This window comes from Phenylobacterium sp. (assembly GCF_036501465.1).
Classification (GTDB): domain Bacteria; phylum Pseudomonadota; class Alphaproteobacteria; order Caulobacterales; family Caulobacteraceae; genus Phenylobacterium.
Genome location: NZ_DASYAF010000043.1, coordinates 1 through 12,921, shown reverse-complemented (window position 1 = coordinate 12,921; position 12,921 = coordinate 1). Strand labels below are relative to the sequence as shown.

At 69.6% G+C, this 12,921-nt stretch carries 12 protein-coding genes and 1 pseudogene; 7 read left to right on the top strand and 6 right to left on the bottom strand.

Annotated elements, in window-relative coordinates:
• A pseudogene (locus tag VGL85_RS04240) lies at window positions 1–219 on the top strand (hypothetical protein); the annotation flags it as partial.
• 174 nt (window positions 220–393) lie between these two features.
• On the top strand, window positions 394–669 hold the full coding sequence (locus VGL85_RS04235; RefSeq protein WP_331586325.1) for a hypothetical protein: 276 nt from the start codon (window positions 394–396) through the stop codon (window positions 667–669).
• 109 nt (window positions 670–778) lie between these two features.
• Here VGL85_RS04235 and VGL85_RS04230 read toward each other — a convergent pair whose 3' ends face one another.
• Window positions 779–1,372, bottom strand: coding sequence for a hypothetical protein (locus VGL85_RS04230; RefSeq protein WP_331586323.1), 594 nt, complete (start codon window positions 1,370–1,372; stop codon window positions 779–781).
• Between the two features lie 287 nt (window positions 1,373–1,659).
• Here VGL85_RS04230 and VGL85_RS04225 point away from each other — a divergent pair, with 287 nt between their 5' ends.
• From VGL85_RS04225 to VGL85_RS04210, 4 genes are all read left to right on the top strand, one after another.
• Window positions 1,660–3,696: an elongation factor G gene (locus tag VGL85_RS04225; RefSeq protein WP_331586321.1), complete on the top strand. Its 2,037-nt coding sequence runs from the start codon at window positions 1,660–1,662 to the stop codon at window positions 3,694–3,696.
• 126 nt (window positions 3,697–3,822) lie between these two features.
• Window positions 3,823–5,544 carry a CHASE2 domain-containing protein gene (locus tag VGL85_RS04220; protein WP_331586318.1) on the top strand — a complete coding sequence of 574 codons (1,722 nt, stop codon included), beginning with the start codon at window positions 3,823–3,825 and terminating at the stop codon, window positions 5,542–5,544.
• Window positions 5,531–5,893, top strand: coding sequence for a hypothetical protein (locus VGL85_RS04215; RefSeq protein ID WP_331586316.1), 363 nt, complete (start codon window positions 5,531–5,533; stop codon window positions 5,891–5,893). Before VGL85_RS04220 ends, VGL85_RS04215 begins: the two co-directional genes overlap by 14 nt.
• Window positions 5,890–7,518, top strand: coding sequence for a M48 family metalloprotease (locus VGL85_RS04210; RefSeq protein WP_331586314.1), 1,629 nt, complete (start codon window positions 5,890–5,892; stop codon window positions 7,516–7,518). Before VGL85_RS04215 ends, VGL85_RS04210 begins: the two co-directional genes overlap by 4 nt.
• A gap of 98 nt (window positions 7,519–7,616) precedes the next feature.
• Here VGL85_RS04210 and VGL85_RS04205 read toward each other — a convergent pair whose 3' ends face one another.
• The 5 genes from VGL85_RS04205 to VGL85_RS04185 all read right to left on the bottom strand — a co-directional run bounded on the left by VGL85_RS04205 (window position 7,617) and on the right by VGL85_RS04185 (window position 11,993).
• Entirely contained in the window at window positions 7,617–8,558 is a 942-nt protein-coding gene (locus tag VGL85_RS04205) for an HlyD family secretion protein (RefSeq protein ID WP_331586312.1), read from the bottom strand.
• 5 nt (window positions 8,559–8,563) lie between these two features.
• Entirely contained in the window at window positions 8,564–9,304 is a 741-nt protein-coding gene (locus VGL85_RS04200; protein ID WP_331586310.1) for an ABC transporter ATP-binding protein, read from the bottom strand.
• Entirely contained in the window at window positions 9,301–10,446 is a 1,146-nt protein-coding gene (locus tag VGL85_RS04195) for an ABC transporter permease (RefSeq protein ID WP_331586308.1), read from the bottom strand. The genes VGL85_RS04200 and VGL85_RS04195 overlap by 4 nt, the downstream gene beginning before the upstream one ends.
• Before the next feature lie 145 nt (window positions 10,447–10,591).
• Entirely contained in the window at window positions 10,592–11,527 is a 936-nt protein-coding gene (locus VGL85_RS04190) for an MsnO8 family LLM class oxidoreductase (protein WP_331586306.1), read from the bottom strand.
• Between the two features lie 7 nt (window positions 11,528–11,534).
• The gene (locus tag VGL85_RS04185) at window positions 11,535–11,993 is read right to left on the bottom strand and encodes a PaaI family thioesterase (protein WP_331586304.1); all 459 of its coding nucleotides are present in this window, start codon (window positions 11,991–11,993) and stop codon (window positions 11,535–11,537) included.
• Between the two features lie 71 nt (window positions 11,994–12,064).
• Here VGL85_RS04185 and VGL85_RS04180 point away from each other — a divergent pair.
• On the top strand, window positions 12,065–12,921 hold an 857-nt coding region (locus VGL85_RS04180; RefSeq protein WP_331586302.1), incomplete at its 3' end, for an acyl-CoA dehydrogenase family protein.

The window sequence follows — 12,921 nt, the reverse complement described above, 5'->3', positions numbered from 1 at the left end:
CTGTTCATCAAGGACGGGCCGACCTGGCGCGTCACCCCGATCCAGCTGTTCAGCCTCATCGTGCTGATCGGCCTGCCGTTCGCCGCGCTCGCCGCGCATCGCCACAACGTCGCCGCCCACGCGCGCGGCATGATGGGCATCTATTTCGGCGGCCTGGTGCTGGCGGGGGTTCTCACCTTCATGCCGGCGCGGTTGATGTGGCGGGTGTTCTTTGGATGAAGGCGGCGGCCGGGAGCCACCGCTCGGGAGCGCCGAGCAAGGCTCCAAGTCCAACGACGAAGGCGCGGCAGCTTGCCCGCGTCGGGCGCGGGATGTCGGCCGAGGGTGGAAAGCGGCCCTTGCTCCTCCGGGGTCAAGGCCTAATCTTCCTCTCACGGGTTGTGGAAGGAAGCGATGAGCGACGCTGTCGGCCCTGGCGATCTGGTCTTGTGCGTCAACGCCGCGCCGAACCATGCCACGGGAAGGCCGGTGCCGCTGCGCGCCGGGGAGACCTACCGGGTCGTCTCGGTCATGGAGTTTGCCTGCCCCTGCGGGCGTTCCGACGCACTGCTGGATGTAGGAATTGACTACGGGTGGTGCCAGACGCGCTTCCGACTCCTGCCCAAGCCCAAGGCCGAGACCAAGACGCGCCGCGTATCGGCGCCCAAGGAGAAGGAGACGGTTCGATGAGCTGGGTCGGAAGCGGTCACAGGCCGGCAAGCATGGCTTGGCCTTGGCTCTGTCCGCTATGGGTCGAAGCGGACAGTCGCTCGCGGCCCGAATGCGGATCTGCCAGGCGTCAGGGCGCCGGGGCGGCTTTCACCACGCCGTAGAGCATGAGCGTGACGCCTTCGGTGTTGCCGGCCCCCAGCAGTTGCAGCTTGGCCCCGGCGGCGACCGCGCCCAGCGTCTTGTCGTCCGCCTTGTCCGCCTTGGGGACAGCGCGGTGCGCGCCCTCGCCGCCGGTGAAGAGCAGCATCTTATACTGCGGGTCGCTGACCGCGGGCGTGACGCCACCCCAGGCGATCGCGGCTTTTTCGCTCTCTGGGCTCATCGGATTGACGCCCAGGACGCACATGTCGGTTGAGGTGTAGCGGTTCTCGAACGCGCCGCCCATGCGTCCGACGGACACCCACACGATCCCGTCCTTGATCAATTTCGCGCGCGCCTCGGCGTTGTCCAGGGGCACCGCCGACTGGGCGACCTGATCGAGGATGACCTTCGGCGGCTGGACGAACCCCTCGGCCTCGGCGGCGGCCAGCGCCGCGCCCCGTTCGCCGCCGGTCGCGACGCAGATGCGATGGAACGCCGCGAAGTTGGCGTCATCGGCTGAAGCGGCCGAAGCAACCAGCACGACCCCTATCGCCAGCGCCGTGCCGCCAAGCCTGAGCATCAGCATCTCTCCGCGAGCCTTCCGATCCCAAAGCTCAGCTTGCCGCGCTGGCGTGCGCCCACGCAAGCGCAAGATCGACGCCGGAGAACGCTTATGACTGGCCTGCCGGTGACCGGCGGCGGGGTCTCGAGCGAGGCCCAGGCGTCGCCCAACGACGGCCGCAACCGATATCGATCTGGTGCGTTGCCCTGGCCAAAGTCTCCTTGCGAAAGCGTTGGCGCGGGGGGAACATGGCTGGACGCCCGGCGGGCGGGAGCCCGCAAGTCGAGCAGGACGGGAGCCCGCCGATGACCGCTCATACCCCTGGCGTTGTGCGCAGCGTGGCCTTGGTTGGGCCGACCGGCGTCGGCAAGACCACCCTGTTGGAGGCCCTGGTCGGAGGCGGCGTCGGCGCCAAGCGCACAGGGACCAGCGCCGGCATCGGCGACGCGAGCGCCGAGGCGCGGGCTCGGGGGCATTCCGTCGAGCTCAACTTCGCCGGTTTCGAGTACCTGGGCGACCGCTATGCCGTGATCGACTGCCCGGGCGCGGTCGACTTCGCGGCCGAGGGCGACTTCGCCCTGCCGGCCGTCGACCTGGCGATCGTGGTCGCCGATCCCGAGCCGGCCAAGGCGATCCTGTTGCAGCCGACGCTCAAGGCGCTCGAACGGCTGGGCGTGCCGCACATGCTGTTCGTGAACAAGATCCGACAGGCGCGGGGCGCGCTGAGCGATCTGCTCGCGGCGCTGGCGGCGGTGAGTTCGGTCCCGCTGGTCGCCCGCCAGCTGCCGATCCGGGACGGCGAGCATGTGACGGGATACCTCGATCTCGCGCTCGATCGGGCCTTCACCTACCGCGACGGCGGACCGTCGGAGCGCGTGATCCCCGCCGCCGCCGTAGCCGCCGAAGGCGTCGACGCCCGCTTTCACATGCTGGAGATGCTCGCCGACTTCGACGACACGCTTCTGGAACAGCTGCTGTCGGACGAGACGCCGGATCCGTCGGTCATCTTCGGCGACATCGTGCGCGAGTTGAACGAGAGCCTCGTCGCGCCGGTCTTCTTCGGCGACGCCTTGAAGGGCTACGGCGTGCGCCGCCTCCTGAAGGCGATCCGCCATGACGCCGCCGCGCCCAATCTCGCCGCCGCGCGCCTCGAGCTCGATGGGGCGGGCGCCTATGTGATCAAGACCAGCTACGCCGGACAGGCCGGCAAGCTGACCTATGCGCGGGTGTTCGGCGGCGGGATCGCCGACGGCGCCGAACTCACCTTGCCGGACGGGGCGAGGAGCCGCGCGGGCGGGCTGTTCGCCGTGCAAGGCGGAGCCCTGAACCGGATCACGCGCGCGCTGCCGGGCGACGTCATCGCCATCGCCAAGGTCGAACAGGCCCGGGCGGGGCAGGTGCTGTCCCTGGACGGCGTCCCGAAAACCATCGACTGCGGGATGACGCCCCGGCCGCCGGCCTACAGCTTTGCGATCGCCGCCAGGCTGCACCAGGACGACGTCAAGTTGTCGAGCGCACTCGCCCGGATCATCGAGGAGGATCCGGCGCTGAGCCTCAGCCAGGAGGCGGAGACGCACCAGACCCTGCTGAACGGGCAAAGCGAGACGCATCTGCAGCTGACGCTGGAGCGGCTGAAGCGCCGCTTCGGCCTCGACGTGGCCGCCGCGCAACCCGCGACGCCCTATCTGGAGACCATCTCCGGCCAGGTCACCCAGCACGCGCGGCACAGGAAGCAGACCGGCGGCCATGGCCAGTTCGGCGACGTGACGATCGAGATCGCAGCCCAGCCACGCGGCGCCGGCTTCGCCTTCAGCCAGCACATCACCGGCGGCGTCGTGCCCAGGCAGTGGATCCCGGCGGTCGAGCAGGGCGTGCGCGACGCGATGGCCAGGGGGCCGCTGGGCTTTCCGGTGGTCGACGTGGCCGTGACCCTGATCGACGGCAGCTATCACAGCGTCGACAGCTCGGAGCTGGCGTTCCGCCTGGCCGGACGGGCGGCGATGGACGAGGGGCTGCGCCATTGCGCATCGCATCTGCTGGAGCCGATCGAGCGGTTGACGGTCCACGTCCCGATCACCTGCACCTCGGGCGTGACCTCGCTGCTCTCGGCCAAGCGCGGACAGGTGCTGGGCTTCCAGCCGCGCGAGGGCTGGACCGGCTGGGACACCGTCGAGGCCTACCTGCCCAAGGCCGAGCGGTACAACCTGATCGGCGAGCTGCGCTCCCTGTCCCAGGGGCTCGGCGCGTTCGAGTTCGGCTTCGACCATCTCGCGGAGATCACCGGCCGGCTGGCCGACGACGTCGTCAAGCACCACGGCGAAGAGCGCCGCATGTCGGGCTGACGCGCGCCGCGGCTGCTCGGCTGGGCGCTAACGCCCCTCGGAAGCGCGCCTCGGTCGTGCGGCGGTCTGGGCATTGACTCCGCCCACCCCCGACGAAAAGCTCCGCGTCTGGGGGGACTTCACCGATTGGCTGTCGCGACCCGGATATTCAAGGCGCTGCTGGTCGCACTGCTTCTGGCTGGCTCCGCCTATGCGGTGGCCAAGCTCAATCTCTTCGGGCTCGAATCGGCGTCGGACCGGGTGGCGGACGGCGTCTATCAGCGCATCACCGCCGCCGACTACGGCGCCGACCGCAAGGGCCAGCGGCAGATCAGCGTCGTCTACCTCGACGAAAGCTCGATGGAGGCGATGAAGGGCTACGGCTGGAACCGCTTCCCGCCCACCTACGACCAGCAATGGCAGATGTTCGACGACCTGATGCAGGTCGGCGGCGCGCCGCCCGCGGCCATCTACGCCGACTTCGTCTACACCGGCCAGGGCGGCCCCAACGAGGGGCTGGACGGGTTCGTGACCGGCGTGGCGGCCGCGACCAAGGCCCAGGTCTGGTCGCGGGCTCCCGGCTGCCAGACCGATCCGCTGATCAAGATCGCCTGCATCGAGGCCGCGGGCGGCACGCCGTTCATCTTCGCCAAGCCGTCGCCGGGCGATCTCGACATCTTCACCGACGTGCAGCGGCGTCTCGACGCCGTAGCGGTGCTGGCGCCGGCCCTGGTCAACAACCAGGCCTACCCGCTGGTGATCAGGTACGGCTTCGATCCCGCCAAGACCGCGCGGCTGGACATCCACGCCTTCGACGTCTCGCCGGCGCTGGCGATGTACGCCGCCTGGTGCCTGCGCCGGGCCGACGCCTGCGGCGTCGCCGCCTTCGCCCAGCTCAAGGCGCGCGCGCCCCAGGCCATCGCCGGCAAGGTGTTCGCGCCCGCGGATGTCGCCGGCGTCTTCAACGCGCCGCTGGACGTGGTCTGGGGCTCGCGGCCGGACCCCGACTATCTGGCCATGACCCAGGCGGTCACCGGCCGGGCCGCGCCCTGCCGCGCCGCGGGATCCGGCTTCTTGACGCGCCTGGGCGAGCAGCTGACGGGCTTAAGGGGGCCGGCCACCGGCGCCCGCCAGGAATGCCCCTATGCCCTGACCCTCGGCTACGACCGCATGGTGGCGGGCCTCGGCCTGCAGAGCGGCGACCTCGCGCGGGTGCTTGCCGGCCGCCTGGTGATGGTCGGCGGCCAGTTTCGCGCCTCCAACGACTGGGTGGAATCGCCCGTGCAAGGCGAGGCGCCCGGTGTTCACTATCACGCCATGGCTCTGGACAATCTTGTCGAAGACGGGGCCAACTATCGGCGCAACGCCAACATGATGTTTGATTCCGATCTTCTCAAAAGCATACTCATCGCAGCACTGGCCTTCTTTGGGATCATGGGCGTCATGGCGCGCAACAGCCTTCTCGACCATGCGATCGCTACGCGGATGGAGCCGCGCCTGCGCGCGGTGATCTATGGGCCGCTCTATCTGGTGATCTTCGGCGCCTCCATCGCGGTGGTGGCGGGGGCGACCTGGCTCGGGGTCTCCCTGCTGCACCGCGCGCCGATCAACTGGATCGGCATCTATGCCTGCGTGCTCGGCTTTCTCTTCTACGCCACCCGCGAAACCCTGCCCGCCGACATCCTGGGCTCGATCGAGCACCTGCCCTGGGTGCGCTGGCTGCGGGCGCGCCTGCGCCGCTTCGGGGCCTTCCTCAAGTTCGAGGAGGACAGGCTCCTCTCACCCCGGTCGCAGCGCGCCGCCGAACCCGCCGACCAACCGCCGACCGATACCGGCCCCGCCAAGGAGGCGTCCCATGTTCAAAGCTAGTCTTGTCATCATCGCCCTGATGCTGGTCCCAGGCCTCGCCGACGCCGGCGGCATGGTGGTGAAGTATCTGCGCCCGCAGCTGCACACCTTCGATGACAAGGGCCAGCCCACCGGCACGGTCCAGGCCAGCGACCTGAAGGCGCCGACGCCGATCGTGGCCATGGGCGTCGGCGGCAGCGTCGGCATCAGCCAGGGCGGCAAGGTGATCTTCCTGCGCGGCCTCGACGTGCAGACCACCGGCGTCAACGCGGCCTGCACCCCGGTGCAAACCGCCGCGCGCAACTCAGGCAGCGCCTATGCGGCGACCAATATGGGACTGGGCGGCGCGGCCGACTGCAAACACCCATGAGGGCGACGCGCAGAGGCATTACCTTCGGCGCGCTCGCCACGACCGCGCTGACGACGCTGGACTGGCCGGGCGAGGCGCGGGCCCAGGGCGGCAGCGGCTTCTCGGTCTCCGGCGCCAGGGGGCCGTTCATCAAGCAGGTGGCCGGGCGCCGCTTCGACACGGGCGGCGGCGGTTCGCTGGCGCTCGCCGCGGATGCGGTGAACCTCGGCCGCTACCAGACGGCGCGGCTGCGCATGCCGCGGACCGAGGCCAAGGTCGCCGAGCTGCTCGCCGGCATCGACGCCCAGTGGCCCTACGCCAAGGGCCCACCGCTGCAGGTGCACATCCTGGGGGTGGACTACTACAACGCCTATTCCCTCCCCGACAGCTCGATCGTGGTCGCCTTCGGGCTGCTCGACGACGCCCAGTCGGACGACGAGGTGGCCTTCGTGCTGGCCCACGAGCTGGGCCACGTGCGGCTGGGCCACTTCGCTCATCAACCCGACACCGCGCAGCGCCGCGCGCAGATGGCGAGCCGGCTTGGCCAGTTGTTCGCCGTCGCCCAGGCCGTGCCGATCGGCGGCTCGGCCGGCGCGGCCCTCAACGTCGTCAGCCAGGCCGGCGCGACCAACGACCTCATCCACTTCATCTCCAACGTCATGGTCGAGCCGGCCCACACCCGCGATCAGGAAGACGAGGCCGACTGTATCGGCTACGACCTCTCCCAGGCGGCGTCCTACTCGCCCGACGCCGCCACCGCCCACGTTTTCGACATCATCCAGGCCGACCAGCAGAAGCGCGACACGACTGTGAACGCCCTGGATGATCAGCTGAAGCGCCAGCTCAGCCAGGTGATCAGCCCTTCGAGCTTGCAGTCGTTCATGAACTCCAGCAGCGGCGACATGCGCACCGGCCTCTTGGAGGGCGCCGCGCGCATCGCGCTGGGCGTCGCGGCCTCCAGCAGCGCCGGCCGCGACGAGCCGCAGCACCGCCCGCCGGAGGAGCGCAAGCGCGGCATCGCGCAATATTCCACCGACGCCTACCCACAGGGCGCGCCACTGCGCGACGTGCGGCAGGGCTGGCTCACCGCCATGCGGGGGACGGGCGAGTTCGCCCAGGGCCGGCTGGTGGTCGCGGCCGTCGGGGAGGCCAAGCGCGCCCGCGCCGACGGCCACTACGCCGCGGCGAGAGCAGCGCTCGAGCGGGCGCACGCGACGGCGTTCGCCGATGCGCCGCTGGTGCTGAACGAGGCCGCGCGGCTCGCCGACGACATGGGCGATGCGCCCGCCGCCGACGGGCTGTTCCAGCAGGCCAGCCAGAGCCCCGACCAGACGGTGGACGGCTATGTCGACCACGTGCGCATGCTCTACCGCACGGGGCAGAACGAGCGGGCCATGCAGATCGTCGGGCAGGGGGTCGCGCGCTTCGACAACGATCAGAAGCCGTTCATCGCGCTGATGATCGCGGTGGCGCGGCAGGAGGGTCGTCAGGACGAGGTGCAGAACTATCTGCGCTCCTGCCAGGCCTACGGCAACCCGGCCCTGACCAAGGACTGCGAACTCGCCGCCGGCCAGAGCGCCACGGCCGAGCCCGGCCCCTCCATGCCCAAGCTGCCGACCCTGCCGTTCGGCCTGCCGCACTTCTGAGCGGGGGAAATCGGGGACACGTACGACTTGCACTGTCCGCGTCCCTTGACCGATAGCGAGTGGGAAGTCGTACGTGTCCCCAATTTCCGTCCCCGACTTCACGCGCCTTTCATGAATTTGGCCAGCACCCTTTGGCCGACCAGGAAGGGCGCGCGGTCGGCGCTGACCACCACCTCGACGACGCGGTCGTCGGCGCGTTCGGAGGGGTCGTCCGACTGCAGCTTGCGGGCGCCGAAGACAGCTGCGCGGCGTAAGACCGTGCCGAGATAGTATTTCGTGGGATCGCCCTCGGCGGCCAGCCGCACCGTCTGGCCGACGCCGACCGAGGCGATGGCGCCCTCGGTGACCTCGGCGCGGACGATGTGCTGGCCAGCGGGTTCCAGGTCGAACATCGGGGTGACGTTCAGGGTCGAGGCGCCGTAGCCGGGATTGGCGTAGCGGCGCACGATGCGGCCGTCGGCCGGGGCGCGGATCAGGGTCTGCTCCAGGCCATAGCGGGCCTGGGCGAGCTTGGCCTGGGCCTCGCCGACGGCGGCGCGCTGGACGCCGAGCAGGGCGTTGGCGGTCAGGATGGCGTCATGGGCCTTGTCGACCTCCTGGCCGGAAATGATCCTGGAAGCGGCCAGCGGCGCGACCCGCTCATACTCGCGCTGCGCCGTCTGCAGCTGCACCTCGGTCTGGCCGATCTGCGCCTGGGCCTGGGCCAGGTCCGCCGCGGCGGTCTGGGCGGCCAGCCTCGGCGCGTCGTCCTCCTGGCGGGCGAGGATCTGGCCCTTCACCACGCTGTCGCCCTCCTGGACATAGACGGCGCTGATGATGCCAGAGGTCCTGGCGGCGACGGAAATCACCCCGCCCTCGATGTCGGCCTTGCCCTCGGCGACCGCCACGAAGGGCGACGGGGCCGAGACCGCGGCCTGGGCCGAACTCAGGCCCAGGCCGTGCAGGCTGGCGGACTTCATCATCGCCAGGCCAAGGCCGGCGGCGGTGATCAGGCCGAGCACGGCGAGCCAGAAGAGCGGGCGGCGAAAAAGGGCGGGCATGGCGATCAGGCTCCGACGAGAACTGGACTTTGCACGGGCGCGGCGTGGCGGCGGTCGTCGAGGATGCGGCCGTCTTCGAGGTGGACGATGCGGTCGGCGAAGGCTTCGAGCCTGGGGTCGTGGGTGACGCAGATCACCGCCGCCCCGTGCTCCTTGGCCGCGCGTTGCAGGAGTTGGGTGACGATCTGGCCGTTCTCGCCGTCCAGCGACGAGGTGGGCTCGTCGGCGAACAGCAGCTGCGGCCGTTTGGCGAGCGCACGGGCGATCGCGACGCGCTGTTTTTCGCCGCCGGAGAGCGCCGCGGGGCGCTGGTGGGCGCGGGACTCCAGCCCCACTTCGGCGAGCGAGGCCATGGCCGTTTCGCGCGCCTGCCGTTTGCCAACGCCCTTATATTTCAGCACCGTGGTCACCTGCTGCAGGGCGGTGAGCGCCGGAAAGAGGTTGAAGCCCTGGAAGACGAAGCCGCAGTGATCCAGCCGGAAGCGGTCGATCCGCCCGGCGCGGCGGCTCCAGAGATCCTGGCCCAAGGCGCTCACCTCGCCGCCGTCCGGACGCAGCAGGCCGGAAAGCGCCGCGATCAGGGTCGACTTGCCCGAGCCCGACGGGCCCATGACCATGGTGACCTCGCCGTACATCGCGTCGAAGTCGACGCCGCGCAGAATCTCGACGATGTTGCGCCCGGACCTGAAGCGCTTGACCAGGCCCCTGGCCGAGACCGCGCTGGGGGGGAGGAGCGAGGCGTTCATCGCAGCAGGTCCGCTGGCTGGCTCTTCTTCAGTATGCCCATGGCCATGGCCCCGGAGATCACCGCCAGCACCATCAGCAGGCCGAAGACCATGGCCGCCGGCTGGGCCCGGATGACCAGCGGCAGGCCGATGGCGCCGGACGCCTGCGCCGCCAGCCAGGTCAGCGCGCCGGTGGCCAGCAGCCCGCCGACCCCGACCCAGAACGACAGCTCCATCACGATCAGCCGCAGCGACCACATGGAGATGCCGAGGGCGCGCAGGCTGGCGAACTCGCGGATGTTGGAGAGGATGGCGCCGCGCAGGGTCTGCGAGGTGATGCCGATGCCGATGCCGATGGCGAGGATGATGAAAAAGACCAGCAGCACGCCGATGATCTGTTCCGAGAGCAGCGCCGCTTCGTCGTTCTTGTTCAGCTGCGCCGTGGTCAGCGCCACATAGGCCTTGTTGGAGACCGCGTTCAGCGCCGCCGCCACCTGGTCGGCGCGCTTCGGGTCGCGGATCTTGACCATCAACGGCCCGGTCTTGCCGTTGTCGCCCTTGTCCATGCCGAGCAGGCGATAGGTGTCCTTGGACATGATCGCCGAGGGCTGGGTCACGCCCTGGTAGTTGTGCAGGATCGCGCCCAGGCGGGCGGTGTGGCCGTTCAGCGAGATGGTGTCGCCGAGCCTGACGCCGAGGCGTTTCATGTCGGTCTCATCCACCGCCACCGCGCCGGGCTCCGAGAGCGCCAGCCGCGTGGCGTCCGGGTAGTCGATGGGCAGCGTCAGCGCGCCAGGCGTGGTGTCGATGGCCCAGGTCTGCACGAAGGTCTGGATCTGCTTCTGGCCGGGGCCAGGCACGTTCACCCACTGCGCGCCGTTGCCCTGCATGCTCTCGACGTCGACGACATCCGGATTGAGGTAGATCATCGGCCGGATGCGCTGCGGCAATCCGTTGCCGCCGGTGTCGATCAGCTGGGGTGTGCTGTAGGGCAGGATGAAGATGTCGGCGCGGCTGCGCTCGGTGGTCGCCAGCACCGAGTGGACGATGCCGGTGAAGAGGCCGGTGGTGCCAAGCACCAGCAGGCCTGAAAAAGCCAACGCCACCACCGCCGCCAGATAGCGGCGCCATTCGTAGATGAGTGTTGCGAGTGCAAGCGACACGGGCTCGCCCTCCCCGGGCGCGGCTTCTCAAGGCCAAGCCGGGTCTGATCTTTGCCGTGAGGGAAACCAAGTTAAATCCCGGTAAGGCGCGGCGGGCTTTTCGACCGCTCCGTGCACGTCCCAAACCTCGAAAACCTAGCCGTGGTCAGGGTTTTTCGGCGATCAACTCCAGCGAGCGGATGCGGGTTTCGAGGCTGGGGCCGGCGCTCATGACAAAGAGTTCATCCGCCCCGGTGTGATTGATCTTGGCGTCGAGATAGGCGCGGACCAGCGGGCCGTCGCCACGGATGCGGCGCACGAAGCGCTCGCCGGCCTCACCGCCAGGCGCCGGCGGCCGGCGCGGAACCATGGCCGCCAGCCGCTCGGCCTCCTCGACCGTGTCGGCGGCCAGCGCGATGGTGGCGACCCCGGCCATCGGCTGCGAACGATAGACCGACGGCTGGAAGGCCTCGCGATAGGCCGCCACCGCGGGCGCCCCGTCGGCGCGGGCGATGAACTCGGCGAACACCATGCCGACCCCGACCATGCCGGCGAAGCGGGCCGAATCCAGCGACGAGCAGAGCAGGAAGAGGTCCGGATGCGACGGTCCGCGCGGACTGGCTTTCACCGCCGCAAACGCGCTCTCGATCGGGAAGGGCTCGACGCCGCTGGAATCCAGCAGCCAGGCGCTGAGCAGCGAGAAGAACTGCGGGAAGACCTCCGAAGAGCGCGAACCCAGCGCCCGGCCGGTCATGGCGTCGGCGCCCAGCGCCCGGCCGAGGCCGAGATCGATCCGCCCCGGCGCCAGCGCCTCCAGCTGCATGAACACCTCGGCCACCTTCAGCGGCGAGTAGTTGGGCAGCATGACGCCGCCGGAGCCCAGCCGGATGCGGTGGGTGACCTGGGTCATGGCGGCGATCAGCACCTCGGGCGAGGCGCTCGACAGGTGCTCGATGGAGTGGTGCTCGGCCACCCAGAAACGCTTGTAGCCCAGCCGCTCGGCCGCCTTGGCCACCTCGATGGTGTTGCGCACGCCCTCGGCCTGGGTGCCGCCGTCCATGGACACCGGCGACAGATCGAGGACGGAGAGCGGGACGGTCATCGGCGTCTCAGGACTTCCGCCGGATCTTCTTGATGATGGCCGAGAAGTTGAGCAGCGGCCGCTCGCCGGTGGTGACCAGGCCGCGCAGGAAGACCATGGAGCCGCCGGCCCTGACCACCTCGCCGCGCGCCTCGATCAGCTCGCCTTCCCGGGAGCCGTCGATGAATTCGGCGTTCATCGAGGCGGTCACTGAGCCGGAGTCGATCAGGGCGTCGCGGGCGATCATGAAGATGGCGTAGTCGACGAAGGTCAGCAGGCAGCCGCCGTGCATGGCGCCGCTGCCGTTCATGTGCCGCCGCTCGGCGCGAAAGGCGCAGACGACTTGGCCGCTGTCGTCCGTGCGGCAATAGAAGGGTCCGGTCAGGTCCTCGAACGGATCGCCGCTATAGGCGCTCCAGCCGGCCCATTCGCCCTCGGCGATCGGCTTGCCCTTCCAGATCGCGCTGGAGTCGTCGCCATCGGCCATGTTTGCTCCCTGGACTCCGTGCCTTAAGACTGCGCGGGCTTTGCATAGCCGCAAGACACGGGAAAAACACCATGGCCCTCGACGTCGATACCCGTATTCAGCTGATCGAGGCCGTGCGCCGGTTCGTCTCCGAGCGCCTGCGGCCGCTGGAGGCCAAGGTGGCCGAGGACGACGCCATCCCCGATGACATCATCGCCGAGATGCGCAGCCTTGGCCTCTACGGCCTGTCGATCCCCGAGGAGTACGGCGGCCTGGATCTCTCGATGGAGGACGAGTGCGGCGTGGCCATCGAACTCGGCCGCACCTCGCCGGCCTTCCGCTCGGCCTTCGGCACCAATGTCGGCATCGGCAGCCAGGGCCTGGTCATGTTCGGCACGCCCGCGCAGAAGGCCAGATGGCTGCCGAAGATCGCCTCGGGCGAGCTGATCACCTCGTTCGCGCTGACCGAGCCCGAAGCCGGCTCCGATTCCGCCGCGGTGCAGACCCGCGCCCGCCGCGACGGCGACGTCTATGTGCTGGACGGGGCCAAGCGCTACATCACCAACGCCAACAAGGCGGGCCTCTTCACCGTCATGACCCGCACCGATCCGGAGAAGAAGGGCGCCGGCGGCGTCACCGCCTTCCTGGTGCCGCGCGAGCTGCCGGGGCTCTCCGTGGGCAAACCGGAAAAGAAGATGGGCCAGCAGGGCGCCCACATCTGCGACGTCGTGTTCGAGGGCGTCCGCGTGCCGGTGGAGAACCGGCTTGGCGAGGAGGGCGAGGGCTTCAAGGTCGCCATGCAGGTGCTGGACCGCGGCCGGCTGCACATCGCCGCCGTCTGCGTCGGGGTCGCGGAGCGGCTGCTGGTCGACTGCGTCGCCTATGCCAGCGAGCGCAAGCAGTTCGGCCAGGCCCTGGCCGGCTTCCAGCTGATCCAGGCGATGATCGC

Excerpts from the sequence above, each read along its gene's own strand:
- VGL85_RS04230 (WP_331586323.1), bottom strand. The coding sequence starts at position 1,372 with ATGCTCAGGCTTGGCGGCACGGCGCTGGCGATAGGGGTCGTGCTGGTT.
- VGL85_RS04210 (WP_331586314.1), top strand. The coding sequence starts at position 5,890 with ATGAGGGCGACGCGCAGAGGCATTACCTTCGGCGCGCTCGCCACGACC.
- VGL85_RS04225 (WP_331586321.1), top strand. The coding sequence starts at position 1,660 with ATGACCGCTCATACCCCTGGCGTTGTGCGCAGCGTGGCCTTGGTTGGG.
- VGL85_RS04185 (WP_331586304.1), bottom strand. The coding sequence starts at position 11,993 with ATGGCCGATGGCGACGACTCCAGCGCGATCTGGAAGGGCAAGCCGATC.
- VGL85_RS04190 (WP_331586306.1), bottom strand. The coding sequence starts at position 11,527 with ATGACCGTCCCGCTCTCCGTCCTCGATCTGTCGCCGGTGTCCATGGAC.
- VGL85_RS04235 (WP_331586325.1), top strand. The coding sequence starts at position 394 with ATGAGCGACGCTGTCGGCCCTGGCGATCTGGTCTTGTGCGTCAACGCC.
- VGL85_RS04205 (WP_331586312.1), bottom strand. The coding sequence starts at position 8,558 with ATGCCCGCCCTTTTTCGCCGCCCGCTCTTCTGGCTCGCCGTGCTCGGC.
- VGL85_RS04215 (WP_331586316.1), top strand. The coding sequence starts at position 5,531 with ATGTTCAAAGCTAGTCTTGTCATCATCGCCCTGATGCTGGTCCCAGGC.
- VGL85_RS04200 (WP_331586310.1), bottom strand. The coding sequence starts at position 9,304 with ATGAACGCCTCGCTCCTCCCCCCCAGCGCGGTCTCGGCCAGGGGCCTG.